Source organism: Micromonospora sp. RHAY321, from assembly GCF_023896955.1.
GTDB lineage: Bacteria > Actinomycetota > Actinomycetes > Mycobacteriales > Micromonosporaceae > Micromonospora.
In genome coordinates this window covers 25334-51580 of record NZ_JAMHIW010000011.1, presented here as the reverse complement: position 1 = coordinate 51580, position 26247 = coordinate 25334, and the positions used below count along the sequence as shown (strand labels likewise).

Sequence of the window (26247 nt, the reverse complement as noted above, 5' to 3'; positions counted from 1 at the left end):
CCCTCGGGGTCAGGTCAGGTCCCGGCCGGCCAGCACCCGTCGGGGCGAGCCCTGCCGGGCCACCCGCAGCATCGCCCGGCCGAGTCGGTCGGTGCTGGTCACCTGGTTCGGAAAGAGCCGGCTCACCACCGGAAACAGCGGGCTGGTCACCGCGTAGAGCACCCGGTACCAGCGCGTCCGCGACGCGGCGCCGTGCGTCGGCTGGATGAAGCCCGGCCGGGCCGCGTAGCCGTTGGGCAGCAGGTCGAGGACCGCGTTCTCGGTGCGGCCCTTGACCCGCGCCCACATCACCCGGCCCCGCTGGGTGGAGTCGGTGCCGACGCCGGAGACGTAGACGAAGGTGACGTTCGGGCTCACCTCGGCCAGCAGCCGCACCGCCGCGAGCGGGTAGTCGTAGCTGACTGTGGTGTACGTCGCCTCGTCGAGGCCCAGCGAGGAGACGCCCAGGCAGTAGAAGCAGGCGTCGACACCGGTCAGCTCGTCGCGGACCGCGTCCAGGTCGCCGACGTCGGCGACGGTGAGCTCGCGCAGCTTCGGATGCCGCTGCCCGGTCGGCGTCCGGCCGACGGTCAGCACCTCCCGCACGTCGTCGGCGAGCAGACACTCCCGCAGCACACCCTGGCCGACCATGCCGGTCGCGCCGAAGATCACCACGCGCATCGGTTCCCACTCTCCTGTCGTCGGTCTCGTCAACCGGGGCGTCCCGGCCTGGACAAGCGTCCCAGGCCGCACCCACGTCAGTTGATCGACTCGTCATCGCTGATGTCGGGACATCCCTGACGCTGCGACCCCGCGAGATGATCCCGCAGGAACCTGCATTCCGAACCTGAAGGGTGGTCACGACTTTGGGCCGACGTGGCGGTCCAGCGCGGCGACAGCCGGCCGTCGCGCCACCGACAGCGAGTTGGGCCGGTTCATCCGCCAGGCGATGCCGAGCAGGTCGAGCGCCCACTGGCAGAGCCCCATGATGTCGGCCGACTCGTTGCTGAACATGTACCGCGGGTAGACGTACACCTTGCCCCGCACCGTCACTCGATTGGCGAACCGGCAGCCGTCGGAGTGGAACAGGCCCCGCAGGAAGTCGCCGGGGTGACGTTCGATGATCGCCCGCTGCCAGTCGGCGAGGACGATCGGCCGCTCGTGCTTCTTGCCGGGGCCGTGCTGGGGAAGCAGGCACGGCCAGTGCACGCCGTAGCTCTGCACGTTCACGCAGCCCTGCTGCTGGACGCGCTGCACCTTCGTGGCAAGCACCGCGCGCATTGCGGTGTCGCACTCGGCGATCAGGCCCGGCCAGGTGTTACTGCACGAGATGCGGAGGACCGGCACGCGCGCCGAGGTGACCAGGTGGCCGTCGCCCAGGTAGAGGCCCAGGAGGTAGGCGTAGGCCGGTTCGTCTGTCGGGTTGTCGACGTCTTTCCGACAGCGGAAGCACCGCAGAGCCGTCGCCTGCATGAGAGGTGCGGGGGGCTCGCGACACCAGTGCCGGACGGTGTAGTAGGGGAGTCGCACGCGGCGGGCGACGTCGGCGATGGTGGCCCCGGACGAGTAGAGCAAACGAGCGTGAGCTCGGATTTCGGGCGGGTGCATGACGCCATCTTCGAACACGCGTACGTCAATTTTGGTGCCCCCGGTGGGACTCGAACCCACACTGTCGGAGGTTTGAGCTCCGTCTCTCTTCCGGTTGGAGTACAGGGGCCTCCGTAATTCGACCTAGACAGGTTACCCACTACGCTGAGGGCGGTGACACCCGGCTAGGCCAGTGTCGGGTTCTGACTGGTGGGGGTAGGGCTGGTGGCCGAGATGCCGACGGATGCCGAGCGCAGGCGCGTACTGATCGCCGAGGACGAGGCGCTGATCCGGCTGGACCTCGCCGAGATGCTGGTCGAAGAGGGCTACGAGGTGGTGGGGGAGGCCGGTGACGGCGAGACCGCCGTCCGCCTCGCCGAGGAGCTGAAGCCCGATCTCGTCATCCTCGACATCAAGATGCCGATCATGGATGGGCTGGCCGCCGCCGAGCGGATCGCCGGTGCCCGGATCGCCCCGGTGATCATCCTGACCGCGTTCAGCCAGCGTGACCTGGTGGAGCGCGCCCGGGCGGCGGGCGCGATGGCGTACCTGGTGAAGCCCTTCCAGAAGAGCGACCTGGTCCCGGCCGTCGAGATCGCGTTGTCGCGCTACTCGGAGGTCGCCGCCCTGGAGGCGGAGGTCGCCGGCCTGACCGACCGCCTGGAGATCCGCAAGACGGTGGAGCGCGCCAAGGGCGCGCTGATGACCACGTACGGGATGACCGAGCCGCAGGCCTTCAAGTGGATCCAGCGCACGGCGATGGACCACCGGATGACCATGAAGGAGGTCGCCGAGCGGATCCTCGCCGAGACCGCCGGCGGCGAGGTGGCGCAGCCGACCGTCTGACCAGTCCGGCGGGCTCCACGTCCGCCGACGGATCGATAGCATCACCTGCGTGTCCGTCCGGCGTGGGGTCGCGGTGCTCGGGGTTGTCGTCACGCTGCTCGCCGGCTGCCGGTCCGCCCGCGACGAGAGCTCTCCCGAGCCGGTCCGGCCGCAGTGGCAGGCATCCGATCTGCCGGCACCGCCGGGCGCCCCGGGCCGGCTCGTGGTGCGCGACGCGGCCGCCTGCGCGGGCCGGTGGTATGTGGTCGGCGCCGTCGCCGGCCCCGACGGCTCGACCCGGCCGGCCGCGTGGCGAAGCACCGACGGCCGCAGCTGGTCGCCGCTGCCGCTGCACCCGATCAGTTACTACGGTGAGCGAGCGATCCTCTACGCCGTGGGCTGCCACGAGGGCCGGGTCGCGGTCATCGGGGCCAGGGCCGGCGGCGCGCACGGCAATCCCCGGGTACGGACCTGGCGGCAGGACGCCGACGGCGGCCTGACCGAGGTGCCGGCGGAGTTCGAGCTCTACGGCGGGCCGGACGCGGTCAGCGCGAGCCGTATCGCGGGCGGCGGCGACGGCTGGTTGATCGCGGGTGCCCGCACCGGCGGTGCCTCGGTCTGGCACTCCCCGGACGCCGCCGACTTCCAGCTTGTCGACCAGGCCCCGGCGCTCGCCAGCGAACCTGCCCTGACGACGCTCGCCACCGACGCGCTGGCGGCGGCCGACGGCTGGTTGGTGAGCGGCGCGGGGCGCCCGGCGGGTCGAGCCGACCGTGATCCGTTTGTCTGGTTCTCCGAGGACGCCCGGGCGTGGACGCGGGTGGCGCTCCCGGCGACGGGCGAGGACGAGGTCGTGCAGCGCCTCCTGCGCGTCGGTTCCGTCGTGTACGCCCTGGGAGTGCGGGGGAGTGTCTTCCAGGCGTGGGCGCGCGAAACCGGGGCCGCCGGTGCGGGCGCGGCGACGACCGCCGGTGAGTGGCGGGCGGTCGGGCGGTTCGGTGCGACGGGCACCGGGGCGGTGGCCGGGGTGGAGGCGGTGGCCGGCGGTGGTGGCGAGCTGCTGGCGATGACGGTGGGGGCCCGCGACCATCAGCTGTGGCGGTCCGCCGACGGTGGCACCACCTGGGCGTCGGTGACCCTGCCGATCGATGTTTCCGCTGGTGGGGACACGTCCGCGACGGTCGCGGTGCTCGATGGCCGGATGATGATCGCCATCGACGGCGGAACGGCGGCCGCCCTCTGGTCCGCGTCTCTGCCGACCACCTGATGAGACGCGACGTGGGTGGATGTGACGTTTAAACGCGAGTTGCGCCGCCGCGGGTAACGGTTGAGTCAATGCCGCCTACGACACCTTACGGTGAGTAGCGCTTGTGGGATAACGTCCCGCCCCAGACCGGGTGAACGGTCCGGTTCGTTGCCGCCTCGGGTCTCAGCCAGGCGGCACCGGACTTCTGGACGGAGGAGGGTTCCAGCCTTGAGGCAAAACTTCGTGCGCGTCCTCGGCAGCGTCGCCATCGCGGCGCTCATTGCCGGCGGCGCCAGCGCATGCAAGCAGGACGAGGGCACGTCGGGTGGTTCCGCCAACAAGGCGTGCGACCTGAAGATCGGCTTCTTCGGGGCACTCTCCGGCGCCGACGCCGGCCTGGTGACCCCGATGAAGCAGGGCGCCGATCTCGCCGTGGAGAAGTACAACGCGGAGAACGCGGACTGCAAGGTCAGCGTCCAGGCGTTCGACTCGCAGGGCAAGGCCGACCTTGCCGGTGGTCTGGCGACCAGCGCCGCCGCCGACAGCAAGATCGTCGCGATGATCGGCCCGGCGTTCTCCGGTGAGAGCGAGGTCGCGCTGCCGATCTTCGACACCGCGGGCCTGTCCGTCATCACCCCGTCGGCGACCCGTCCGAGCCTGGCGACCAAGAACTGGAAGGTCTTCCACCGCGGCGTGGGTAACGACTTCTCCCAGGGCCCGGCCATCGCCAGCTACATCAAGAACGTGCTGAAGGCGGAGAAGGCGTTCGTCATCGACGACCAGTCGGCGTACGGCGCCGGCCTCGCCGACGAGGCCAAGAAGGTCCTCGGCACCACGATCATCGGCACCGACAAGGTTGTCGACAACGCGCAGGAGTTCGGCGCGCAGATCTCCAAGGTGAAGACCAGCGGCGCCACCGTGCTGTTCTACGCCGGCTACACCGAGGAGGCCGCGCCGTTCCTCAAGCAGCTGCGCGCTGCCGGCTGGACGGGCACCTTCATCGGCGGCGACGGCATCAACGACGCCAACATGCTGTCGGTGACCGGTCAGAAGGACGTCGAGGGCACCGTCTCCACCTGCCCGTGTGGCCCGGCCACCGCGGCCAAGGGCACCTTCGTGACCGACTTCAAGGCCAAGTACAGCGTCGACCCGGGCGTGTACGCGGACGTGTCGTTCGACCTGGCCAACATCTACCTCGAGGCGATCAAGGCCGGCAAGACCAGCCGGGCCGACATCCAGGCCTTCCTCTCCACCTACAACAAGGCCGGTTCCGCTTCTGGCGTGACCTACAAGTGGGAGCCGAACGGCGAGCTGGACCCGGCGCAGGTCAAGGTGTGGGCCTTCAAGGCGACCGCCGGTGCCTGGGCTCCGGAACTGGAGATCCCGAAGGCCTGATCCCGTCGGGGGTCACACAGGTTTGAGGGCGTGACGAAAAGAGTTGTTCCGGTGCGGTCGGGGTGCAACCCCGGCCGCACCGGCTCGACGCAACACCCTTCGGAGCATCGGTGGACTTTGCAGAACTCGTCCGGGGCTTCCCGGAACTGACCACAACCGGGTTGGTGCAGGGTGCGATCTACGCGCTCATCGCCCTCGGCTACACCCTCGTTTACGGCGTACTACGCCTGATCAACTTTGCGCACTCCGAGGTCTTCATGATCGGCACGTTCGGTGCCATCTGGACCTGGGCGGTGTTCGGGCTCGACAGCAACAGCGGCGCCCCCTCGGTGCCGAAGGCGCTGCTCCTGATCGCTCTCGCGATCGTGGCCGCCGCGCTGCTCTCCGGCAGCGTCGCGCTGCTGATTGAGGTTACCGCCTATCGGCCGCTGCGGCGGCGAAACGCGCCGCCTCTGGCCTTCCTCATCACCGCCATCGGTGCCTCGTACGCCCTGATGGAGCTCATGGGGACGCTGACCCAGCGTCGTCAGGTCGGCGCGCCCGCCCTGCTCCCCACCAAGACGGTGATCAGCATCGGTGGCTGGAGCATCACCCCGGTGCAGTTGCTGACGCTCGTCGTGGCCGTGCTGATGATGGTCGGGCTCGACTGGTTCGTGAACAAGACCCGGTTCGGCAAGGGCATCCGCGCGGTGGCGCAGGATGCGAACACCGCCGCGCTGATGGGTGTCAACAAGAGCCGCGTGATCGCGCTCGTCTTCGTGCTGGGCGGCCTGATGGCCGGTGTCGCCGCCGTCTTCAGCGACATGAAGAGCGGCAACACCCGGTACAACATCGGCTTCCTGCTCGGGCTCAAGGCGTTCTCGGCCGCGGTCCTGGGCGGCATCGGCAACCTGCGGGGCGCGGCCATCGGTGGCCTGCTGCTCGGCCTGGTGGAAAACTACGGATCGGCGCTGTTCGGCTCACAGTGGCGCGACCTCATCGCCTTCGTCGTGCTGATCGTCCTGCTGATGTTCCGGCCGACCGGTCTGCTGGGTGAGTCGTTGGGGAGGGCGCGAGCATGACCGCTCTGCGAGAACGCTGGCATTCCGCCTCGAGTGCCGTCGGCCGGAGGGTGGACGGGCTGCCGAAGTCCGCCCGGATCACCGGTCTGCTGGCCTTCATTGCCTTCCTCTACGTGCTGCCGAACAAGTGGTTCTACGAGTACCTGAACATCCCCGGTGTGTGGATTCCGCTCTACACGACCCGCAACGACATGGCCGCGGTGCTGTTCTACTGCGCCTGGATCGCGCTGCTCTCCCTCGGTCTCAACGTGGTGGTCGGCTACGCGGGTCTGCTGGACCTCGGCTTCTTCGGCTTCTTCGCCGTCGGTGCGTACACCGTGGCGTTGTTGACGTCGCCGGAGAGCAAGCTCATCACCGAGTACAACTGGTTCGAGAGCCCGTGGCCCTGGTTGGTCACGGTGCCGATCGCCATCTCCCTGGCGCTGCTGTCCGGTGTGCTGCTGGGTGCGCCGACACTGCGATTGCGGGGCGACTACCTGGCGATCGTGACGCTCGGCTTCGCCGAGATGATCCGGATCATCGCCAAGAACCAGGACTGGATCCTCAACGGCGACCGCGGTATCCCGCAGGTGGGGCACCCGCCGGGCAAGTACCCGGACGGGTCGGCCATCTTCCAGTTCGAGTTCAAGCCCTATTACTGGCTGCTGCTCACCGTGATCATCGGCGCTGTCTTCCTGATCCGGAACCTGGCGAACAGCCGGGTCGGCCGGGCCTGGATCGCGATCCGTGAGGACGAGGACGCCGCGGAACTGATGGGCGTACCGACCTTCCGCTTCAAGCTCTGGGCGTTCGCCATCGGCGCGGCGGTCGGCGGTCTGTCCGGTTCGCTGTGGGCTGGTCAGGCCAACTTCGTCAACTCGTCGACCTTCTCGCTGGAGAACTCGATCCTGGTGCTGGCGGCGGTCCTGCTCGGTGGTGCGGGCAGTATCGGTGGGGCACTGCTCGGTGGCTTCCTGGTCATCTACATTCCGGAGTGGCTGCGGTCGGTGGGTGACGTCTTCGGTCTGCCCGAGGTGGCGACCGTCTTCGGTAACGACATCGACGTCAGCCCGACGTCGCTGCGGTACTTCATCTTCGGGATCCTGCTGATCATCGTGATGATCTTCCGGCCGCAGGGCCTCTGGCCGAACCGGCGGCGGGCCGCCGAGCTCAAGGACCGGCAGAAGGAGGTGGCTGTCGTTGAGTGAGCCACGGATGGGTAGTGCGCGCGACGTCACCAGCGAGCGCGACATGGCGATCGACGCGCGGACGACGGTGGGTAGCCCGCCGGAGACGTCGTCGACGCCGGACGAGGGGACCGCCGAGCCGACCCCGACCGACGGCCGCAAGCCGCTGCTGGAGGTCGACCACGTCACGCTGCGCTTCGGCGGCGTGGTGGCCCTCAACGACGTCAACTTCACCCTCTACGAGGGCGAGATCCTCGGGCTGATCGGCCCGAACGGGGCGGGTAAGACCACCTGCTTCAACGCGATGACGGGCGTCTACGCCCCGACGACCGGGCAGATCCGGTTCCGGGGCGAGAAGGTCAGCGGCCGTAAGCGATTCCAGATCACCAAGCTGGGCATCGCGCGGACCTTCCAGAACATCCGGCTGTTCCCCGAGATGACGGCACTGGAGAACGTCCAGGTCGGCGCGGACGCGAACCACAAGACCAGCGTCCCCAGCGCGTTGCTTCGGTTGCCGCGGCACTGGCGGGAGGAGCGGCAGGGTCGGGAGAAGGCGCAGGAGCTGCTGGACTTCGTCGGCATCCAGGGCAGGGCGGGTGACCTCGCCCGCAACCTGTCCTACGGTGACCAGCGTCGACTGGAGATCGCGCGGGCCCTGGCCACCGATCCCACGCTGCTCTGCCTCGACGAGCCGGCCGCCGGCTTCAACCCGGCCGAGAAGGTCGCCCTGCTGCAGCTGATCCGCAAGATCCGCGACTCGGGGGTCACCGTCCTGCTGATCGAGCACGACATGCGACTGGTCATGGGCGTGGTGGACCGGCTGGTGGTGTTGGAGTTCGGGCAGAAGATCGCCGAGGGTTCGCCGGCCGACGTGCGCAACGATCCCAAGGTGATCGCCGCCTACCTGGGAGGTGTCGAGGATGCTGCTTGAGATCGAGAACCTGAAGCTGCTCTACGGCCGCATCGAGGCGCTGCACGGCATCAGCCTGCACGTCGACCAGGGCGAGATCGTGGCGCTCATCGGCGCGAACGGTGCCGGCAAGACCACGACCATGAAGGCGATCTCGGGGCTGCACGCCATCTCCGGCGGCAGCATCCGGTTCGACGGCACCGACGTGAGCCGGCTCCGCGCCGACCTGCGGGTGATCCGGGGGATCGGGCAGTCACCCGAGGGTCGTGGCGTCTTCCCCGGCATGACCGTGCTGGAGAACCTGGAGATGGGGGCGTACACCCGCCGGGACAAGGCCGACATCGCCAAGGACCTCGCGATGGTCTTCGAGCTGTTCCCGCGGCTCGCCGAGCGCCGCAAGCAGGCCGGCGGCACGCTCTCCGGCGGCGAGCAGCAGATGCTCGCGGTCGGCCGGGCGCTGATGACCCGTCCGAAGCTGCTGCTGCTGGACGAGCCGTCGATGGGTCTGGCGCCCAAGTTGATCCAGCAGATCTTCGAGATCATCACCCGGATCAACGAGCAGGGCACCACCATCCTGCTGGTCGAGCAGAACGCGCAGCAGGCGCTCTCCCGGGCGCACCGTGGGTACGTGCTGGAGACCGGCCGGATCGTCAAGGAGGGCACCGGCCAGGAACTCCTGCACGACCCGGCGGTCAAGGAGGCGTACCTCGGCGTGGCCTGAGCCACCCGCCCGGCGGCCGGCCATCCCCTCGCGGGGTGGTCGGCCGCCGGCGTTCGCACCGGCTGTCCGTTCCGGCGTCGTTCGCGCGGTGCCGCCACCCGGGGATGTCGGTGCGACGGACTAGAGTCGCTGCCGTGACAGCTACGACTCCGCGCCTGCTCCTCGTCGACGGACACTCCCTGGCATACCGGGCGTTCTTCGCCCTGCCGGTGGAAAACTTCTCCACCACGACGGGTCAGCCGACCAACGCGGTGTACGGCTTCACCTCAATGCTGATCAACGTGCTACGCGACGAGCAGCCGACCCACATCGTCGTCGCCTTCGACGTCTCCCGCCGTTCCTTCCGCACCGACCGGTACGCGGAGTACAAGGCCGGCCGCAGCGAGACCCCGACCGACTTCAAGGGTCAAGTCAGCCTGGTCAAGGAGGTCCTGGCCGCGCTGCAGATCCCGGTGGTGGAGATGGAGGGCTACGAGGCCGACGACGTCATCGCCACGCTCGCCTGCCAGGCCCGCGACCAGGGCATGACGGTGCTGATCAGCACCGGTGACCGCGACGCGTTCCAGTTGGTCGGCGACCAGGTCACCGTGCTCTACCCGCGCAAGGGTGTCTCCGACCTGGCCCGGATGGACCCGGCGGCGATCGAGGCGAAGTACGGCGTCGGCCCGGAGCGCTACCGGGACCTGGCCGCGCTGGTCGGCGAGACCAGTGACAACCTGCCGGGCGTCCCGGGTGTCGGCCCGAAGACCGCAGCCAAGTGGATCACCACCTACGGCGGGGTGGAGGGCGTGATCGCCCGCGCCGACGAGATCAAGGGCAAGGCCGGCGACAGCCTGCGCGAGCGGCTCGCCGACGTGATCCGCAACTACGAGATCAACTGCCTGGTCTCCGATCTTGAGCTGCCGCTGCGCCCGGAGGACACCCGGTGGACGGGCTGGGACCGGGAGGCCGTGCACCAGGTCTTCGACACCCTCGAGTTCCGCATCCTGCGGGACCGGCTCTACCAGTACCTGGAGGCGGTCGAGCCGGAGGCCGAGTCCGGCTTCGACCTGACCGGCGAGATGCTGACCGAGCCGGGGGCGCTGAGCGGCTGGCTGTCCGCGCACGCCCCGACCGGCACCCCGGTCGGCATGGCGGTCAAGCTCGACACCGGCCCCAACCGGCGGCACACCGCCTCGATCACCGGGCTGGCGCTGGCCACCGCCGGCGGGGCGGCGGCCTGGGTGGACCCGGCCCGGCTCGACGCGGCCGACGAGGGCGCGCTGGCCGGTTGGCTGGCCGACGCGCAGCGGCCCAAGGTGCTGCACGACAGCAAGCCAGCCGTTCTGGCCTGCTCGGCGCACGGCTGGGAGCTGGCCGGCATCGTCCGCGACACCCAGATCGCCGCATACCTGGCCCGACCCGACCAGCGCTCCTACGACCTGACCGACCTCGCGCTGCGCTACCTGCACCGGGAGCTGCGGGTCGACGCGCCGGAGACCGGCCAGCTCACCCTCGACGGGCTCGGTGACGAGGGCGTGGCCGAGCAGAACCTGATGCTCCAGGCCCGGGCCACCCTCGACCTGGCCGACGCCATCGACGCCGAGCTGTCCCGTGACGGCGAGCAGTCCGCCCGGCTGATGGCCGGGGTGGAGCTGCCGTTGATGCGGGTGCTGGCCGGCATGGAGCGCACCGGCATCGCCGCCGACACGCACTATCTGTCCGAGTTGGAGGCCCACTTCGCGGCCGAGGTGAAGGCCGCGGCGCAGGGCGCGTACGAGGCGGTGGGTCGGGAGTTCAACCTCGGCTCGCCCAAGCAGTTGCAGGAGATCCTCTTCACCGAGCTGGGCCTGCCCAAGACCAAGAAGATCAAGACGGGCTACACCACCGACGCCGACGCCCTGCAGTGGCTCTACGCGCAGAACCCGCATCCGGTGCTGGCCCACCTGCTGCGCCACCGCGACGTGGCCAAGCTCAAGTCGACCGTGGACGGGCTGCTCAAGTCGGTCTCCGACGACGGCCGGATCCACACCACGTTCAACCAGACGGTCGCGGCCACCGGGCGCCTCTCCTCCACCGAGCCCAACCTGCAGAACATCCCGATCCGCACCGAGGAGGGCCGGCGCATCCGCCGGGCCTTCGTGGTGGGTGAGGGCTACGAGTGCCTGCTCACCGCCGACTACAGCCAGATCGAGATGCGCATCATGGCGCACCTCTCGTCGGACGACGCGCTGATCGACGCGTTCAACTCCGGCGCCGACTTCCACGCCGCCACCGCCTCGTCGGTCTTCGGGGTGCCGCTCGACGAGGTCACCCCGGACCAGCGCCGCAAGATCAAGGCCATGAACTACGGCCTGGCGTACGGGCTGAGCGCGTTCGGGCTGTCCCAGCAGCTCGGCATCGGCACCGAAGAGGCACGCGGGCTGATGGAGAACTACTTCGCCGGCTTCGGCGGGGTGCGCGACTACCTGCACCAGGTGGTCGCCAGGGCCCGCCAGGACGGCTACACCTCGACGATCCTGGGTCGTCGCCGCTACCTGCCCGACCTCGGCAGTGACAACCGGCAGCGCCGGGACATCGCCGAGCGGATGGCGCTCAACGCCCCCATCCAGGGCTCGGCGGCCGACATCATCAAGGTGGCGATGCTGCACGTCGACACCGCGCTGGGCGAGGCCGGGTTCCGCTCCCGGATGCTGCTGCAGGTGCACGACGAGCTGGTCTTCGAGGTGGCACCGGGCGAGCGGGAGGCGCTGGAGGCGCTGGTCCGGCGGGAAATGGGCGAGGCCTACCCGCTGTCGGTGCCGCTGGAGGTGTCGGTCGGCGAGGGCCGCGACTGGAACAGCGCCGACCACTGACCGTTGTTGCCGACGTGGTGACGGCGCGGGTCAGCGGCCGGGGCCCCGGCGCTCCTTCGGCGGGGTGCCGTGCCGGTCGAGGGCACGCCGGGACGGGCCGCCCGGGGGCGGCAACGGACCCTTGAGGGGGTCGTGGCCCCAGTTCATCAGCGACCAGCGCCACTTGGTCTCACGGACGTCGCCCGAGGGGCGCTGCGCCATGTGCCGGCGTACGTAGCCGACCACCTTGCGCATGTGCTTGTAGTCGCCCTCGGACAGGTTGCCACGCTTGCGGCGCAACAGGTCGATGATCTTCCGACCGGACTCGTGGCCGACCGACTCACCGCCGCCGGAGCGGCCGCCCTTGTGCCAGCCGACCTGCTTCGACTCGTCGCTCTCCAGCCACTTCGACAGCTCGCCGGGCTTCATGTTCACCGCGTCGGTGAACTCCCGGTAGGTGTCCTGGCCGTCGTCACCCCTGCTCACGGCGCAGCACCTCCGGGCGGTGGGCCACGTCGCGGCCCGAGTCGTCGTTGCGGATCCGGTACTGCGGCTCGTCCTCCGTCGCGTTCACGGCGTGCCCGCGTACGTGCGTCCGGTCGGTCAGCTTCTCCTTGACCACGCCGTGCGCCCGGCCGCTGTGACTGGCCCAGGAGACGTGGTCACCCGCGCGGAATTCCCTCTGCTCGGCCATACGCCCTGGCTACCCGTGCCTGCCTCGGCAAAACGGCTGGTCCCGGGGAGGGCACTACGGGGTGATCTCGCCGATCGGCAGCTTGATGTCGAACGGATCGGACAGCTCGATCACGTCGGCGCTGTCGGTCACCACCTCGTACTGCCGCTCACCGCCGGGCCCCACCCGGTCGCCGATCCGGTACGCGTACACGTGCACCGGGTCCTGCTCGATCCGCCAGTAGAAGGGGATGCCGGCGGCGGCGTACTCGCCGGGCTTGGCGAATCGGTCGATCCGTCGGGTGCCCGGCGAGACGATCTCCACGGCGAGGACGACGTCCGCCGGCCGCAGCATGGACCGATCGGACGGCACCTCGGCGCGGCACAGCAGGACGTCCGGCTGACGGCTGGTGTTGGCGCTGAGCCGGACTCCGACGGCCTGGGCAGCACGGAAGCCTACCGGTGCGTGGGAGCGTAGCCACAACCAGAGAAGGCCGCAGATGTCCTGGTGGCCCAGGGTGGGGGAGGGTGTCACCTGGATGACTCCATCGACGAGTTCGACGCGGGGGGCGTCATCCGGCAGGTTGAGCAGATCCTCGACCGTGTAGTCGGCGCGCTGCTGCCGCATCGGGTCCGGACACCAGGGGCCAGGTGGTGTCCGGATGGGCTCCGCGCTCATGGGGCGAGCCTACCGCCCGTCGATGGGGTGGGGGCCGCACCGCGAGTGCGACGCGGTCATTCGGCGGGCTTCTCGGTGACGAAGATGGCGGTGCCGGGGAAGAGGCGCCCACGTAGCGGGCTCCACTGCCCCCAGATTCCCTCGTGCCCCGCCGGCCACTCCGGCTCCACCAGGTCCAGCAGCCGGAACCCGGCACCGACCAATTCGCGGATCCGGTCGCCGAGGGTGCGGTGCTGCTCGACGTAGGTGGCCACGCCGGATTCGTCCTGCTCGACGTAGGGGGAGCGGTCGAAGTACGAGTGGACGGCCCTCAGCCCGCCCTCGCCGGGGTCGTCGAGGAAGATCCAGCGCATCGGGTGGGTCACCGAGAACACCCACCGGCCGCCGGGGCGCAGCACCCGGTGCACCTCGGCGTGCAGGGCCGCGGAGTCGTCCACGAAGGGGATCGCGCCGAACGCGGTGCAGGCCAGGTCGAACGACCGGTCGGCGAACGGCAGGGCGAGGGCGTCGGCCTGCACCAGCGGTACGCGTACCCCGGTGCGGTCGGCGGCTTCCGCGGCGTGGCGCAACATGCCGGCGGACAGGTCGAAGGCGACCGGCCGGGCACCCTGGGTTGCCAGCCAGCGCGCGGCGGCGGCGGCACCGGAGCCCACCTCCAGCACCCGCCGCCCGGAGACGTCGCCGAGCAGCCGGGCGTCGGCCTCGCGCAGGCCCTCGGGACACCAGACGAAGTCGACGTCGCCGAGGAACGCGCCGTGCTCGGCCTGGTAGTCGTCGGCGTCGCTGTCCCACCAGCCGCGGTTGGCCCGTCGGGCCTCGGCGTCACCCACCCGGCGCCGGGTCACCCGGCTGTCGTCATCCACGCGCCCACGCTAGGCCCCGCCGAGGTTCCTGCCGCGGTGGGCCGGGCCGACCCGCCGGCCCCACTCGCGCCGCCCCCGGTCAGTGGTGCCACCGGGGCTTCTGTGACGCACGAGACAGCAGGGGTGGTTTCCGGGCGATTGTTCGGCTTTCGCAGGTCATCGCATGCCGAGAAGCCGGGAGGGCTTGCACGCTGTGGTAATGCGCACGGTAGGCTAGACGATGCGCTCGCGGATCGTGTGTCTCGGCAGGGAGCAGGTGCGCGGTCGACGGAGTCACATCATGATCCCACTGTGATCGTTCGGTGTGCCCGGCGACGGATCCGCTGGCGCGAACAGGTCACTGCGACACCAGCCTGCTGTGACAACCCATCCGACCGGAGCAACCGCCCACATGACGAGCAGCATCGAGGCCCCCTCGAGCGCCACCCGGGTCACCCACGACGATCTCGGTTCCGAGGAGGCTTTCCTCGCCGCGATCGACGAGACCATCAAGTACTTCAACGACGGCGACATTGTCGAAGGCACCGTCGTCAAGGTCGATCGGGACGAGGTCCTGCTCGACATCGGCTACAAGACCGAGGGTGTCATCCCCTCTCGTGAGTTGTCGATCAAGCACGACGTGGACCCCGCCGAGGTTGTGACGGTTGGTGACCACATCGAGGCCCTGGTCCTCCAGAAGGAGGACAAGGAGGGTCGTCTGATCCTCTCCAAGAAGCGGGCACAGTACGAGCGGGCCTGGGGCACGATCGAGAAGATCAAGGACGAGGACGGCGTCGTCCGCGGCTCGGTCATCGAGGTGGTCAAGGGTGGCCTCATCCTCGACATCGGGCTGCGCGGCTTCCTGCCCGCGTCCCTGGTCGAGATGCGGCGCGTGCGCGACCTGCAGCCGTACGTCGGGCGTGAGCTCGAGGCCAAGATCATCGAGCTGGACAAGAACCGCAACAACGTGGTCCTGTCCCGCCGGGCCTGGCTGGAGCAGACGCAGTCCGAGGTGCGCACCGAGTTCCTCAACAAGCTGCAGAAGGGCCAGGTCCGCAAGGGCGTCGTGTCCTCGATCGTCAACTTCGGCGCCTTCGTGGACCTCGGCGGCGTCGACGGTCTGGTGCACGTCTCCGAGCTGTCCTGGAAGCACATCGACCACCCGTCCGAGGTCGTCGAGGTGGGCCAGGAGGTCGAGGTCGAGGTCCTGGACGTCGACCTGGACCGCGAGCGCGTCTCCCTGTCGCTGAAGGCGACCCAGGAGGACCCGTGGCGGCAGTTCGCCCGCACCCACGCGATCCAGCAGATCGTGCCGGGTAAGGTCACCAAGCTGGTTCCGTTCGGTGCGTTCGTCCGGGTGGACGACGGCATCGAGGGCCTGGTCCACATCTCCGAGCTGGCCGAGCGCCACGTGGAGATCCCGGAGCAGGTCGTCCAGGTCGGCTCCGAGGTCATGGTCAAGGTCATCGACATCGACCTGGAGCGCCGCCGGATCTCGCTGTCGCTCAAGCAGGCCAACGAGGGCTTCGTCGAGGGCGAGGAGCACTTCGACCCGACCCTCTACGGCATGGCCGCGACGTACGACGCCGAGGGCAACTACATCTACCCGGAGGGCTTCGACCCCGAGACGGGCGAGTGGCTCGAGGGGTACGACAAGCAGCGCGAGACCTGGGAGAACCAGTACGCCGAGGCTCGTCTGCGCTGGGAGGCCCACACCAAGCAGGTGCAGACCTCTCGGGCCGCCGACGCCGAGGCCGCTGCCAACCCGACTCCGGCCGTTCCGGCCGCCGCCGGTGGCGGCACCACCTCCTCGTCCAGCCCGGCCCCGAGCCGGCAGGCCGAGGAGCCGGCCGGCACGCTGGCCACCGACGAGGCGCTCGCCGCTCTGCGGGAGAAGCTCGCCGGCGGTAAGTGACCCGCTGAACGACGAAGGGCCCCGTCCCCGCGATCTTCGGATCGCCGGGGGCGGGGCCCTCGCCGTACCCCCGGGCGCTCGCCGCGCCGCACGGGCACCGAGTTGATTCCGTCCGCCCCGGGGGTGGTTTGGCGACGGGGCTCGTGATCCGGTTGACTGGTCCGGTGCTGAGGGTGGGGTTGACCGGCGGTATCGGGTCGGGCAAGAGCGCGGTGGCCGCGCGGCTGGTCGAGCGGGGTGCGGTGCTCATCGACGCCGACCGGGTGGCCCGGGAGGTCGTCGCACCGGGCAGCGAGGGACTGGCCGAGATCGTCGCCACCTTCTCCGAGAGGGTGCTGGACGCCGACGGCGCACTGGACCGCGCCGCACTGGGCGCGGTGGTGTTCACCGACGAGACGGCCCGTCGACGGCTGGAGGCGATCACCCACCCCCGGGTCCGTGCCCGCACCGCCGAGTTGGCCGCCGCGGCGGCACCCGACGCGATCGTCGTGAACGACGTACCGCTGCTGGTCGAGGTGGGTCTCGCGCCCACGTACCACCTGGTGGTCGTGGTGCAGACGGCCGTGGCGACCCGACTGCAACGGCTCGCCCGCGACCGGGGAATGGACCGCGCGGAGGCCGAGCGGCGGATCGCCGCGCAGGCCGACGACGCGCGCCGTCGCGCGGCGGCGGATGTGGTGCTGACCAACGACGGAAGCCTGGCGGAGCTGGACGCCGCCGTCGACACGCTCTGGCGCCAGCGGTTGCTGCCCTACGAGCACAACCTGCGGGAGCGGCGGGTGGTCCCGCCGGGCCGGGTCGACCTGGCCGAGACCAACCCGAGCTGGCCGGAGCAGTACGCCCGGCTGGCCGCCCGGATCCGGCACGCGCTCGCCCCGGCCGACCTGCGGATCGACCACATCGGCGCGACCGCGGTGCCGGGCCACGCCGCCGAGGACGTCATCGACGTGCAGGTGGCCGTCCCCAGCCTCGCCGACGCCGACGGGGTGCTGGCCGACCGGCTGGCGAACGCCGGGTTCCCGCGGGTGCCGGGGCACTGGTGGGACGATCCACGCCCGGCCGGCAGCGGCCGGTGGGAGAAGCGGCTGCACGGCAGCGCCGACCCGGCCCGCCCGGTGCGCCTGCACGTGCGGGCGGCCGACTCGCCGGGCTGGCGGTACGCGCTGCTGATGCGCGACCACCTGCGCGCCGACCCGGATCAGCGGGCCGCGTACCTGCTGCTCAAGCGGGAGCTGGTCGACGCCGCGCCGGACGTCGGCGGAGCCGGCACGGCCCGGGATCCCTGGTTCGACGAGGAGTACCTGCGGGCCGAGCAGTGGGCCGCGCAGACCGGCTGGCGGCCCTGAGAAGCACGGGTCACCGTGTGGTGGCGCCGGTAGGCCGGGCGGTGGCCGCCGGGCGGGGCACCGGGGCGAGGCGCGGCACCGAGGCGGGGCTGAGGTCCAGCTGCGCCCACGCACCGGGGTCGGTGTGCAGTTCCAGCCGGCGTAGCGACCCGCCCCGGTCGATCCAGTAGCGCAGCCGCGCGTCGGCCGTGCGCAGCTCAACGACGTCCACCGTCCGCCCACCGGCGACGTCCTCGCGTATCCGCACAGCCCGGCCTCGCGGGCCGGACGAGCCGGCGGCCAGCGCGGCGTCGACCAGCAGACCGAGGTCGTCCGTTCCGGGCCGGTTGAACCGCCACGCTCCCGTGGGCGTCAGCGGCGGCCGACCGGGCGTCTCGGCGGTGCCGCCGCCACCGGCCGTGGCCGGCACGTCAGCCCGGGCCACGCCGGTGGGATCGCGCCGCAGCAGGGTCCGGCGGTCCGGGACGCCGAGGTCGGCGACGGCAAGGTACGCGGTGCGGGCGGTCCAGCTCAACCAGCCGGCGCCCCGCAGGTTGGTGTCCGTGCCCGTCGGCGCGGTCAGCGTCAGCGCGGCGCCGCCCTGGGCGCGCAGCCGGGCCGGCAGCCGCTCCAGCCGGTCCTGCTCGGCGTCGGTGAGCGCGCGGGGCAGGCCGGGTCGTCCACCGAGTGCGTCCACCGGTCGTAGCGTCGGGCGGTCAGCCCGGTTGACGGTCACCGTGACCGCACCAACGCCGGGCAACCCGACCACCAGCTTGTGCAGCCGGGCGTCCTGGTCGAGCCAGTAGCGGGCCTGCCCGTCGGCGTCGCCGCCCGCTCGTCTGTCGCCGGTGGCCGGTGACGTCCCGCCGGGTAGCGGTGCCTCGACGACGTCCACCGGCCCGGCCGCGACGGTGTCCCGGGCCAGCCAGCGGGCGCCGCTGTCCCGCAGCGCCTGGGCCGGGTCCGGACGGTCCGCGGCGAGGCCGAGGAGCAGGTCGAGGACGGGTACCAGGCGCGCGTCGGGCGCCGGGCGGTGCAGCCGCCAACGGTCCGCCGGGGGCACCAGCGGTGGCGCCGCCGGGGTGGGCACCGCCGCCGGGTCCGGTCGGATCACCAGCACCGGACCGGCACGTTGCAGCAGGCCACGTTCGGCGCCTGCGCCCGGACCACCCACGTCGAGGTAGAGCAGCGCCCGGGACCAGTCCACCCACCCGACCAGTTCCGTACGGGCGGCTCCGGCGCCGACCGTGACACGGACCCCGGCGCGCAGGTCCCGCAGGTTGGTGACCCGCATGGCCGCCAGCCGCTCGCCCTCGGCGATCGTCAGCGGTCGGGCCGCCTCGGGTGGGTCGGGTGCCCAGCTCAACAACCCGAGCACCAGCCCCGTCGCGGACGCCACCGCGGTCAGGCCGAGCAGCATCAGGACCGTGCGTCGGCGACGGCCGGCCGGGGTTGGACCGGTGGTGTCGGCGGCGCCGGCGGGGCTGTCGGTGGCGCGGTCGGAACCGGCTCGGTGGGCCGTGCCGGGCCGGTCCGTGGGCGCCGATCCGCTCGGGGTGCCGGCGGTCCGGCCGGTGGTGCCGGCCGGGCCGTCGCGGTGGCGACCGGTGGCGGATCGGCTGGCGGCCCGGGTGACCGGCCGGTTCGTGCCGGGACGGGGCTTGCCCCCGGGATCGGTGTCGGGTGCCGGCTCTGGAGAGGTGTCCACGGATGTGAAACGGGCGGGGTGGCACGGGGGTGACGAGCAGGGGCGCTCGCGGCGGCCGGTCTGCGCCTCGAGCGCGACCACACCGGTGCGCACGCCGGACGGTGCCGGGTGCTGCGACCGCAGTGCCGGGGGCGGCCGGCCGTGATGACGGCCTGGCCACCGGCCCGGTCGGCCGCCGCGAGCGGCCTACAGCGAGAGCCTAGCGCCGGTGACATGGGCCACACAATGGGAATATTGAAGCTGATCACGTACCCGCCGTGCAGGCCGTTCCTGTCGGACCTCCGGCGTACCGTTGACGTCATGGCGCTCGACATTCCCCGGCTCGACGGCCGCTTCCAGGTCGTCAGCGAGTTTCAGCCGGCCGGCGACCAGCCGGCCGCCATCGACGACCTTGAGCGTCGGGTCCGGCGCGGCGACCGTAACACGGTGCTGCTCGGCGCGACCGGCACCGGCAAGAGCGCCACCACCGCGTGGCTGATCGAGCGGCTGCAGCGCCCGACCCTGGTGCTCGCCCCGAACAAGACGCTCTGCGCGCAGCTGGCCAAGGAGTTCAGCGAGCTGCTGCCCGACAACGCGGTCGAATACTTCGTCTCGTACTACGACTACTACCAGCCCGAGGCGTACATCCCGCAGACCGACACCTACATCGAGAAGGACTCCTCGATCAACGAGGAGGTCGAGCGGTTGCGACACTCGGCGACCATGTCGCTGCTGACCCGCCGCGACGTGGTCGTGGTGGCCACCGTGTCGGCGATCTACGGCCTGGGCACGCCGGAGGAATACCTCGACCGGGCGATCCGCATCGGTGTCGGCCAGGAGCTCGACCGCGACCAGTTGCTGCGGCGGCTCGTCGACATCCGCTACACCCGCAACGACATGGCCTTCCAGCGGGGCACCTTCCGGGTCCGGGGCGACACGCTGGAGATCATCCCGGCGTACGAGGAGCTGGCCGTCCGCGTCGAGATGTTCGGCGACGAGGTGGAGAAGCTCTACTACCTCAACCCGCTCACCGGTGACGTGGTCCGCGAGGTCGACCAGCTGGTGATCTTCCCTGCCACGCACTACGCGGCCGGTCCGGAGCGGATGGAGCGGGCGATCCGCGACATCGAGGCGGAGCTGGCCGACCGGCTCGCCGAGCTGGAGCGGCAGGGCAAGCTGCTCGAGGCGCAGCGGCTGCGGATGCGCACCACCTACGACATCGAGATGATGCGGCAGGTGGGCTTCTGCTCCGGCATCGAGAACTACTCGATGCACATGGACGGGCGGCTGCCCGGCAGCCCGCCGCACTGCCTGCTCGACTACTTCCCGGACGACTTCCTCACCGTCGTCGACGAGTCGCACGTGACGATCCCGCAGATCGGCGGCATGTACGAGGGTGACGCCTCCCGCAAGCGGATGCTCATCGACCACGGCTTCCGGCTGCCCAGCGCGGCCGACAACCGGCCGCTGCGCTTCGACGAGTTCCTGGAGCGGGTCGGCCAGATGGTCTACCTCTCGGCGACCCCGGGGCCGTGGGAGCTGGAGCAGGCCCAGGGCGAGTTCGTCGAGCAGGTCATCCGGCCCACCGGCCTGATCGATCCGGAGGTCGTGATCAAGCCGACCAAGGGCCAGATCGACGACCTGATGCACGAGATCAAGCTGCGCACCGACCGGGACGAGCGGGTGCTGGTCACCACGCTGACCAAGAAGATGGCCGAGGACCTGTCGGACTACCTGCTCGAGAACGGCATCCGGGTGCGCTACCTGCACTCGGAGGTGGACACGCTGCGCCGGGTGGAGCTGCTGCGCGAGCTGCGCAAGGGCGACTACGACGTGCTGGTCGGCATCAACCTGCTCCGCGAGGGCCTGGACCTGCCCGAGGTGTCGTTGGTGGCGATCCTCGACGCCGACAAGGAGGGCTTCCTGCGCAGCGGCCGGTCGCTGATCCAGACCATCGGGCGGGCCGCCCGTAACGTCTCCGGTCAGGTGCACATGTACGCCGACAAGATCACCCCGTCGATGGCGGCGGCGATCGACGAGACCGATCGGCGGCGGGCCAAGCAGATCGCGCACAACGAGGCGCACGGCATCAGCCCGGAGCCGCTGCGCAAGAAGATCCACGACATTCTGGACGACATCTACCGCGAGGCGGAGGACACCGAGAACTCCCGCGTCGGCGGTGCGGTGCGTCAGCTCTCCCGGGGCAAGGCGCCGGTCAAGGAGACCCGCAGCCGGAGTCGGGCAGGCGCCACCACCACCTCACGGGAGGGGATGGCCCGTGCCGACCTCGCCCAGCTCATCCAGGAGCTCAACGACCAGATGCTGGCCGCCGCCCGCGAGCTGCAGTTCGAGCTGGCGGCCCGCATCCGCGACGAGGTCTCCGACCTGAAGAAGGAACTGCGCGGCATGGATGCCGCAGGCGTGAAGTAACGAACCGCCCCGGCGGCCTCCCACCTGCGGAAATGGCAGGTGCGGGCCGGTTCTGGTCGGCCGTCGGGGCGATCCGCCTGATTGCGGTGCGCGAGCGAGCTATTGCACTGGGTGATCGTCCTGCGTACTCTCCCTCGGTGGGGAGGCGGGGATGCCGTTGCCAACGAGTCCTGTCATTCGACGTGTGCGGCTCGGTGCCGAGCTGCGTCAGCTACGTCGGCGCGAGGCGCTGACCTTGGAGCAGGTCTGCGACCGGCTGGGTTGGGCCTCGACGTCGAAACTGTCCCGGATCGAGCTGGGCCAGAGCCGCCCGGACCTCGCCGACGTGCTCGATCTGCTGGACGTCTACCAGGTGCCGTCGCCGGCCCGGGACGCGCTGATCGTGATCGCGCGGGACGCGGCCACCAGTCGCGCCTGGTGGAAGACCCTGGGTGAGATGAGCGAGCGGCAGCGCACGTACGCCGAACTGGAGGCGGGTGCCGCCCACATCGTCGAGTACCAGCCGGCGGTCGTGCCGGGGCTCCTCCAGACGCCCGCGTACGCCCGGTTCCGGGTGGCCGCCGGTGCCCTGCTCACGCCGGAGATCGACATCGAGGCCGAGGTGCGTGCCCGGGCGCTGCGGCAGGAGGTGCTGCGCCGGGCCGACCCGCCGCGCTACACGGCGGTGCTCGCCGAGGCAGCCTGCGACCTGGGCGACCTGCCCGTCCCGATCTGGCGTGAGCAGCTGCGCCACCTGGTCGCCGTGACCGGGCTGGCCCACGTGACGGTCCGACTGTTGCCACGCGGGGCGGCGGCCGACGGTGGCCTGCACGCGCTCACCCCGTACTCCTGCTATGCCTTTCCCGACCCGGCGGACCCGCGGACGGTGATGCTGGAGGCGTTGACCACCGACGTCCGCCTGGCCACCGTGCTGGACGTCGACCGGTACGAGCGGATGACCGAGGCGCTGCTGGCCGCGGCGTTGTCACCGGAGGAGACGGTCACCGCGCTGGCCCGCCGCGTGGGGGAATGAGCCCACGGCCCGCCCGCGCGGCCACCGGGCCCGGCGCCCCCGAGCCCGTCGGGACCGGCGGCCGGCGCGTGCGGTGGGCACGATAACCGCGCGGTACGACAGTGCGCTCAGGCCGGTACGTCGATGAAGTGCTCGACCAGGGGCGGCCCGGCGAAGTGCGGCCCGATCAGTGCCCGCCACTGCTCGAACCGCTCGGTGGCCCGGAAGTTGTCGGTGTGCGCCTCGACCGAGTCCCACTCGACGAGCAGCACGAACCGGTTCGGGGACTCGATGCCCCGGGTCATCCGCACCGACCGGCAGCCGGGTGTCCCGGCCAGCACCGGGTGACCCTGGGCGTACGCGGCGGCGAACTCGTCCTCGTGTCCGGGCAGTACGTCGATCAACGCGACCTCAAGCACCATGCCGGAAGCCTCCCACGGCGGGTGGGTCCGGCGGTCTCGTGGGGTCTGTTCCGGTGTCGACAGTGGCCCGGGGTGGGTGACGCGCTGCGGGCCTCGGTTGGCCGCTCGCCGCACCAAACTCACACTAGCCTCCTAGGACGGCGGACGGGGCGTGCGGTGCCCTATTCCCCGTCTCCGAGTGGGCGGGCACACCGGCTGCCCGGGGTGCGATCACACGGCGTGGTGGGGGAGAATGGTGATCGAGGAGGGGAGTATTCCCTCGCGACGGAGTCGTCAGCACGGTCGGCCGCCGGTTATCGGCGTCCCCGACCCGGCGCCGTCGGTCGCCGTCCCGCTCGTGCGGGCCGGTGGCGGAAGAGACCTCCGACAGTCACCAGAGTGAGCGTCAGCGGCACGCCGGGCCCCGCAGGGGCGTACGGTGTGCCCGACGCCGCGTGTCTGCCGGAGGAATGAACGTTGGACGTGTCCGGATTGGTGTGGGCGGGGACCCTCGTCGCACTGACTGCGGTTCTGCTCGTCGACCTGTTGATCATCGGTCGGCGCCCGCACGAGCCCAGCGTGCGCGAGTCGAGCCTCTGGGTCGCCTTCTACGTCGGCCTGGCCCTGCTCTTCGGCGCCGGCGTCTGGCTGACCTCCGGGGCCAGCGCGGCCGGGCAGTTCTACACCGGCTGGCTCACCGAGTACAGCCTCTCGGTGGACAACCTCTTCGTCTTCGTGATCATCATGGCCCGCTTCGGGGTGCCCCGGCAGTACCAGCAGAAGGTGCTGCTGGTCGGCATCGTGCTCGCGTTGGTGATGCGTGGTGGCTTCATCGCCGCCGGCGCGGCCCTGATCTCGCAGTTCTCCTGGGTCTTCTACATCTTCGGCGCGTTCCTGATCTACACCGCGGTCAACCTGGCCCGGCAGGGTGAGCCGGACGAGGACGAGTTCTCCGAGAACCTGCTGATCCGGTGGAGCCGCAAGGCGCTGCCGATCTCCAAGGACTACGACGGCGCGAAGCTGACCACGCACTCGGCCGGGCGACGGCTCTTCACCCCGATGCTGATCGTCATGATCGCGATCGGCACCACCGACCTGATCTTCGCTCTGGACTCGATCCCGGCGATCTTCGGCATCACCCAGGAGCCGTACCTGGTCTTCACCGCGAACGTCTTCGCGCTGATGGGTCTGCGCCAGCTCTACTTCCTGCTCGGGGGCCTGCTCGACCGGCTTATCTACCTGAGCTACGGGCTGGCCGTGGTGCTCGGCTTCATCGGGGTCAAGCTGGTGCTGGAGGCGCTGGCCGACAACAACCTGCCGTTCATCAACGGCGGGGAGCACGTGGGGTGGGCGCCGCACATCCCGATCTGGCTCTCCCTGCTGGTCATCCTCGGCACGCTGCTGATCGCCACGGTCGCCAGCCTGATGAAGTCCGCCCGGGACCGCCGCCGCGAGCTGGCCGAGGCCCGGCGCTGAGTCGTCACCGGCCGGGTGCGGGGACGCGCCCGGCCGGGGTCAGACCCGGTGCGCGCCGACCAGGGTCGCGGTCCGATCGGCTGGCAGCGGCTCCTCCACCACCCGCCGCCGCCGGTAGCAGGCGTGCAGCATCCGCCGGTTCTCGTTGTCGCCGGGAACGGCGGTGACGATCCCGATGTGGTGGATCTTCCGGCCGGGACGGGCGAAGAAGTAGAGGTCGCCGGGACGTTCCGCGCCCAGCGGCAGGGGAGTGGTCGCCACCGCCTGATCGTCGGCGTCGCGGGGCAGCAGCACCCCGAACCGGCGCCAGGCCAGGTGCACCAGGCCGGAGCAGTCGATGCCGTACGCGGAGAGCCCGCCCCAGACGTAGACCACGTGCAGCAGCCGCTGCGCCACTGCCAGCACGGCGGCGGCGCTGGGCGGCTCGGCCGGTGCCGGGACCAGTTGATCGTCGGGCAGCCAGAGCGGCGTGGCGTGGCCGGGGACGTGCACCGGCTGCCAACCGTCGCGCACCGGGCCGGCCGGGACGAGCCGGGTGCCGACGACCACGCCGGGCAGCACCACCGGCCCGTCCGGTGCGGCGCGCAGCGCGACGGCCGTGGCGTCCACCACCAGCGGGGTCCCGGTGGCGGTCGGGTCGGCGGGGATCAGCTGGTCGGCGGGTAGCCAGCCCGGGTAGCCGCGCGGGTCCAGCTTCGCGGCCGGCTGTTCGACGGCCACCACCCGGGCCCAACCGTCGGGGCGCAGCTCGCTGACGAGAACCCGTTCACCGAGCAGCAGTTGGCTCAGCACGCAGTCGCCGACCTGCTGGTCGGTGTCCAGGCCGGAGACCCAGGCGGGGATGTCGGCGCGGGCGGTGAGCGCAGGCCGGTCGACGGGGCGGACAGCCTCGGGGGAGGTCCAGAGCGTCGCCACCGCGACCCGGACGACGGCCTCGCGGCCCGGTTGCAGCTCCACGTCAACCCCCAGCTCGTGTCGGCCGTCCTCCGCAAACACTATGAAAGAAACCAACAATCATCAACTGCGAGGCTGCATATTTGCTTCAGTCAGGCCCGAGATGCCCAGGCCGGGAGCGTCCGGCAGCACCACGGTGGCCCCCTCGTAGCGGATCCCACCCTGCACCGGCGACCAGGCCAGCCACCATGCGGCGTCCAGGTCGGCGACGGCCGTGGTGCCGTACGCGGCGACCAGGCTCGCGGCCGCGCCGATGCCCACCTGACTCTCCATCATCGACCCGACAACCGTGCCGAGGCCGTGCGCGGCGGCCAGCTCCAGCAGGGTGCGCGCCGGGTGCAGCCCGCCGCACTTGGCCAACTTGACGTTCACGAGGTCGGCCGCCCGACGGCGGATCACCTCCACCAGGTCACGAACCCCGAAGACCGCCTCGTCGGCCAGGATCGGCACCGACACCCGGTCGCTGACCCAGGCCATCCCGTCCAGGTCCCAACGGGCCACCGGCTGCTCGACCAGCTCCACGTCGAGCCCCGCGTCCTCGATGCCACGGATCACCCGGACCGCCTCCCGGGGCGTCCAGCCCTGGTTCGCGTCGAGCCGGATCCGGGCACCGGCGCCGACCGCCGAGCGGACCGCCCGCACCCGCTCCAGGTCACCGGCCGCGTCCGTGCCGACCTTCAACTTGAGCACGCCGAAACCGTCGGCCTGTCGCTGCCGCGCGGCCGCCGCCAGGTCCACCGCGTCGCCCGCGGCCAGCGTGACGTCCGTGGGGACCCGCAGCGAGGTGCCACCCAGCAGCCGCACCAGGGGTACGCCCAGCCGCTGGGCGACCAGGTCGTGCAGGGCCACGTCCACCGCGGCCTTCGCCGCCTCGTTGCCCACCACCGCGCGCTGCACCTCCGCGCAGCGGGTCACCAGGTCGTCCGGGTCGCGCCCGGTCAACAGCGGCCCGAGGAGTTCCCGCACGCAGGCCTGAGCGCCGGCCACCGACGCGCCGGTGACCTGCCAGACCTGCGGCGCCTCGCCGAAGCCGGACCGGCCGTCGCCGTCGATCAGCTCGACGACCAGCGTGTCCACTGTGGTGGTGCGGCGCAACGCGGTGACGAACGGGGTGTGTAAGGGGGCGGAAACCCGGTGGGTGCGTACCGCCGAGATCGTCATGTGGGGCACCC

The 26247-nt window shown here is 71.0% G+C and carries 23 protein-coding genes and 1 tRNA gene; 13 read left to right on the top strand and 11 right to left on the bottom strand.

Going from position 1 to position 26247, the window contains the following annotated elements:
- Positions 1-9 precede the first annotated feature (9 nt).
- The 3 genes from M8C17_RS21770 to M8C17_RS21760 form a co-directional block, all read right to left on the bottom strand.
- A complete protein-coding gene (locus tag M8C17_RS21770) occupies positions 10-660 on the bottom strand; it encodes an NAD-dependent epimerase/dehydratase family protein (RefSeq protein WP_252418380.1) in 651 nt (216 codons plus the stop codon).
- 177 nt (positions 661-837) lie between these two features.
- Entirely contained in the window at positions 838-1587 is a 750-nt protein-coding gene (locus M8C17_RS21765; RefSeq protein ID WP_252418379.1) for a transcriptional regulator, read from the bottom strand.
- A gap of 32 nt (positions 1588-1619) precedes the next feature.
- Positions 1620-1696: transfer RNA gene (locus M8C17_RS21760), tRNA-Leu, on the bottom strand.
- A 95-nt stretch (positions 1697-1791) separates the two neighbouring features.
- Here M8C17_RS21760 and M8C17_RS21755 point away from each other — a divergent pair.
- The 8 genes from M8C17_RS21755 (at position 1792) to polA (ending at position 11724) form a co-directional block, all read left to right on the top strand.
- Positions 1792-2412, top strand: a complete 621-nt coding sequence (locus tag M8C17_RS21755; RefSeq protein WP_252418486.1) for an ANTAR domain-containing response regulator — start codon at positions 1792-1794, stop codon at positions 2410-2412.
- A 49-nt stretch (positions 2413-2461) separates the two neighbouring features.
- Positions 2462-3658: a hypothetical protein gene (locus M8C17_RS21750; RefSeq protein ID WP_252418378.1), complete on the top strand. Its 1197-nt coding sequence runs from the start codon at positions 2462-2464 to the stop codon at positions 3656-3658.
- A gap of 207 nt (positions 3659-3865) precedes the next feature.
- A complete protein-coding gene (locus tag M8C17_RS21745; protein ID WP_252418377.1) occupies positions 3866-5032 on the top strand; it encodes a branched-chain amino acid ABC transporter substrate-binding protein in 1167 nt (388 codons plus the stop codon).
- 110 nt (positions 5033-5142) lie between these two features.
- Positions 5143-6093 (top strand): branched-chain amino acid ABC transporter permease, encoded by a 951-nt coding sequence (locus M8C17_RS21740; protein WP_252418376.1) that lies wholly within the window; start codon positions 5143-5145, stop codon positions 6091-6093.
- On the top strand, positions 6090-7280 hold the full coding sequence (locus tag M8C17_RS21735; protein ID WP_252418375.1) for a branched-chain amino acid ABC transporter permease: 1191 nt from the start codon (positions 6090-6092) through the stop codon (positions 7278-7280). The genes M8C17_RS21740 and M8C17_RS21735 overlap by 4 nt, the downstream gene beginning before the upstream one ends.
- A 7-nt stretch (positions 7281-7287) precedes the next feature.
- Positions 7288-8190 (top strand): ABC transporter ATP-binding protein, encoded by a 903-nt coding sequence (locus tag M8C17_RS21730; RefSeq protein WP_252418374.1) that lies wholly within the window; start codon positions 7288-7290, stop codon positions 8188-8190.
- Positions 8180-8890 (top strand): ABC transporter ATP-binding protein, encoded by a 711-nt coding sequence (locus tag M8C17_RS21725; protein ID WP_252418373.1) that lies wholly within the window; start codon positions 8180-8182, stop codon positions 8888-8890. Before M8C17_RS21730 ends, M8C17_RS21725 begins: the two co-directional genes overlap by 11 nt.
- A 134-nt stretch (positions 8891-9024) precedes the next feature.
- Positions 9025-11724: a DNA polymerase I gene (gene polA / locus M8C17_RS21720; RefSeq protein ID WP_252418372.1), complete on the top strand. Its 2700-nt coding sequence runs from the start codon at positions 9025-9027 to the stop codon at positions 11722-11724.
- Between the two features lie 30 nt (positions 11725-11754).
- Here the strand turns inward: polA and M8C17_RS21715 are convergent, their stop codons facing one another.
- From M8C17_RS21715 to M8C17_RS21700, 4 genes are read right to left on the bottom strand one after another with little or no spacing between them, the layout of a single operon-like run.
- A complete protein-coding gene (locus M8C17_RS21715; protein WP_252418371.1) occupies positions 11755-12189 on the bottom strand; it encodes a DUF3140 domain-containing protein in 435 nt (144 codons plus the stop codon).
- Positions 12176-12397, bottom strand: a complete 222-nt coding sequence (locus M8C17_RS21710; RefSeq protein WP_252418370.1) for a DUF2945 domain-containing protein — start codon at positions 12395-12397, stop codon at positions 12176-12178. Before M8C17_RS21710 ends, M8C17_RS21715 begins: the two co-directional genes overlap by 14 nt.
- Positions 12398-12451: 54 nt before the next feature.
- Complete coding sequence (locus tag M8C17_RS21705) at positions 12452-13054, bottom strand: Uma2 family endonuclease (RefSeq protein WP_252418369.1); 603 nt, start codon at positions 13052-13054, stop codon at positions 12452-12454.
- A gap of 56 nt (positions 13055-13110) precedes the next feature.
- Positions 13111-13917 (bottom strand): class I SAM-dependent methyltransferase, encoded by an 807-nt coding sequence (locus M8C17_RS21700; RefSeq protein WP_252418368.1) that lies wholly within the window; start codon positions 13915-13917, stop codon positions 13111-13113.
- A gap of 391 nt (positions 13918-14308) precedes the next feature.
- On the opposite strand from M8C17_RS21700, the gene rpsA reads away from it, so the two are divergent.
- Together rpsA and coaE are read left to right on the top strand one after the other, a co-directional pair.
- The gene (rpsA, locus tag M8C17_RS21695) at positions 14309-15811 is read left to right on the top strand and encodes a 30S ribosomal protein S1 (RefSeq protein WP_252418367.1); all 1503 of its coding nucleotides are present in this window, start codon (positions 14309-14311) and stop codon (positions 15809-15811) included.
- A gap of 164 nt (positions 15812-15975) precedes the next feature.
- The gene (coaE, locus tag M8C17_RS21690; RefSeq protein WP_252418366.1) at positions 15976-17157 is read left to right on the top strand and encodes a dephospho-CoA kinase; all 1182 of its coding nucleotides are present in this window, start codon (positions 15976-15978) and stop codon (positions 17155-17157) included.
- A gap of 10 nt (positions 17158-17167) precedes the next feature.
- On the opposite strand, the gene M8C17_RS21685 is transcribed toward coaE, so the two are convergent.
- A complete protein-coding gene (locus M8C17_RS21685) occupies positions 17168-18844 on the bottom strand; it encodes a hypothetical protein (RefSeq protein WP_252418494.1) in 1677 nt (558 codons plus the stop codon).
- Positions 18845-19144: 300 nt separating this feature from the next.
- Between M8C17_RS21685 and uvrB the strand changes: the two genes are divergently transcribed.
- Together uvrB and M8C17_RS21675 are read left to right on the top strand one after the other, a co-directional pair.
- Positions 19145-21253, top strand: a complete 2109-nt coding sequence (uvrB, locus tag M8C17_RS21680) for an excinuclease ABC subunit UvrB (RefSeq protein ID WP_252418365.1) — start codon at positions 19145-19147, stop codon at positions 21251-21253.
- A 151-nt stretch (positions 21254-21404) separates the two neighbouring features.
- Complete coding sequence (locus M8C17_RS21675) at positions 21405-22265, top strand: helix-turn-helix transcriptional regulator (protein ID WP_252418364.1); 861 nt, start codon at positions 21405-21407, stop codon at positions 22263-22265.
- 107 nt (positions 22266-22372) lie between these two features.
- On the opposite strand, the gene M8C17_RS21670 is transcribed toward M8C17_RS21675, so the two are convergent.
- Positions 22373-22666: an antibiotic biosynthesis monooxygenase gene (locus M8C17_RS21670; protein ID WP_252418363.1), complete on the bottom strand. Its 294-nt coding sequence runs from the start codon at positions 22664-22666 to the stop codon at positions 22373-22375.
- Between the two features lie 456 nt (positions 22667-23122).
- Between M8C17_RS21670 and M8C17_RS21665 the strand changes: the two genes are divergently transcribed.
- Positions 23123-24121, top strand: coding sequence for a TerC family protein (locus M8C17_RS21665; protein WP_252418362.1), 999 nt, complete (start codon positions 23123-23125; stop codon positions 24119-24121).
- A 39-nt stretch (positions 24122-24160) separates the two neighbouring features.
- Here the strand turns inward: M8C17_RS21665 and M8C17_RS21660 are convergent, their stop codons facing one another.
- Both M8C17_RS21660 and M8C17_RS21655 read right to left on the bottom strand, forming a co-directional pair.
- Positions 24161-25078 carry an NlpC/P60 family protein gene (locus M8C17_RS21660; protein WP_252418361.1) on the bottom strand — a complete coding sequence of 306 codons (918 nt, stop codon included), beginning with the start codon at positions 25076-25078 and terminating at the stop codon, positions 24161-24163.
- A gap of 60 nt (positions 25079-25138) precedes the next feature.
- Positions 25139-26236 carry a mandelate racemase/muconate lactonizing enzyme family protein gene (locus M8C17_RS21655; protein WP_252418360.1) on the bottom strand — a complete coding sequence of 366 codons (1098 nt, stop codon included), beginning with the start codon at positions 26234-26236 and terminating at the stop codon, positions 25139-25141.
- Positions 26237-26247 lie beyond the last annotated feature (11 nt).

Coding starts and splice junctions, on each gene's coding strand:
- M8C17_RS21770 (WP_252418380.1), bottom strand. CDS start 660: ATGCGCGTGGTGATCTTCGGCGCGACCGGCATGGTCGGCCAGGGTGTG.
- M8C17_RS21765 (WP_252418379.1), bottom strand. CDS start 1,587: ATGCACCCGCCCGAAATCCGAGCTCACGCTCGTTTGCTCTACTCGTCC.
- M8C17_RS21735 (WP_252418375.1), top strand. CDS start 6,090: ATGACCGCTCTGCGAGAACGCTGGCATTCCGCCTCGAGTGCCGTCGGC.
- M8C17_RS21730 (WP_252418374.1), top strand. CDS start 7,288: ATGGGTAGTGCGCGCGACGTCACCAGCGAGCGCGACATGGCGATCGAC.
- M8C17_RS21725 (WP_252418373.1), top strand. CDS start 8,180: ATGCTGCTTGAGATCGAGAACCTGAAGCTGCTCTACGGCCGCATCGAG.
- M8C17_RS21710 (WP_252418370.1), bottom strand. CDS start 12,397: ATGGCCGAGCAGAGGGAATTCCGCGCGGGTGACCACGTCTCCTGGGCC.
- M8C17_RS21705 (WP_252418369.1), bottom strand. CDS start 13,054: ATGAGCGCGGAGCCCATCCGGACACCACCTGGCCCCTGGTGTCCGGAC.
- rpsA (WP_252418367.1), top strand. CDS start 14,309: ATGACGAGCAGCATCGAGGCCCCCTCGAGCGCCACCCGGGTCACCCAC.
- uvrB (WP_252418365.1), top strand. CDS start 19,145: ATGGCGCTCGACATTCCCCGGCTCGACGGCCGCTTCCAGGTCGTCAGC.
- M8C17_RS21675 (WP_252418364.1), top strand. CDS start 21,405: ATGCCGTTGCCAACGAGTCCTGTCATTCGACGTGTGCGGCTCGGTGCC.
- M8C17_RS21670 (WP_252418363.1), bottom strand. CDS start 22,666: ATGGTGCTTGAGGTCGCGTTGATCGACGTACTGCCCGGACACGAGGAC.
- M8C17_RS21655 (WP_252418360.1), bottom strand. CDS start 26,236: ATGACGATCTCGGCGGTACGCACCCACCGGGTTTCCGCCCCCTTACAC.